The organism is Allobosea sp. P4_C6 (assembly GCF_056402015.1).
Genome location: NZ_JBFUIF010000328.1, coordinates 1 through 667, shown reverse-complemented (window position 1 = coordinate 667; position 667 = coordinate 1). Strand labels below are relative to the sequence as shown.

Here is a 667-nt window from a genome sequence, read left to right as displayed (position 1 = left end):
GCGTCAAATCCCCTTCATCCAGCTCTTCAAGATCAAGAAGCTCTTCCCGCGCTCCCTTCAGCCGGATTATCAGCTCGTCAAGTTTGATTTGCATCGCGGCGGTGTCACGGTTCTGGCTGTTCTGAATAATGAAGACCATCAAGAAAGTAATGATGGTCGTCGAAGTATTGATGACGAGCTGCCAGGTGTCGTTGAAACCAAAGAACGGCCCAGAAATAGCCCAGATGAGGATAATGCCAACGGCGGCGAAAAAGGTGATCGGCTTACCCGTCCAGCTCGATATGGCCTGAGCCATTCGGGTGAAAGGCGAGCACTTGTTGTTCTGCGTTACCAAGTGAGAATAATCGGTCATTGCAGCCTCGAAAAAAAGTACCGCCCCAGTCGTGAGGTCGTTGAGCCTAGGGCTTACGCCATCTCGTAGTACTCGACGGCCTTGCGCTGTGTCGACCAGGCCGACGTCCAGGGCCGGGTTGTCCCAGAAGCCCTCCATGATGCTCTTGCCATCCTCGATAATGCCGAGGATGGCGTCGCAGGTGTTTCCGCGCGGCGCCTTGCCGACGAGCTCGAGAACCTCAGTAAGGCGTTCAACATGAGCTTCAGTTTCCTCGCGATGGGTCTCGAAAGCCGTGTCGCTTTGGGTGAGGTGGGGGCCTGGCCCACCTTGGGC

The 667-nt window shown here is 55.8% G+C and carries 1 protein-coding gene; it reads right to left on the bottom strand.

Going from position 1 to position 667, the window contains the following annotated elements; genetic code table 11:
* On the bottom strand, window positions 1-667 hold a 667-nt coding region (locus AC1DVA_RS28960), incomplete at both ends, for a DUF892 family protein (RefSeq protein WP_476808214.1).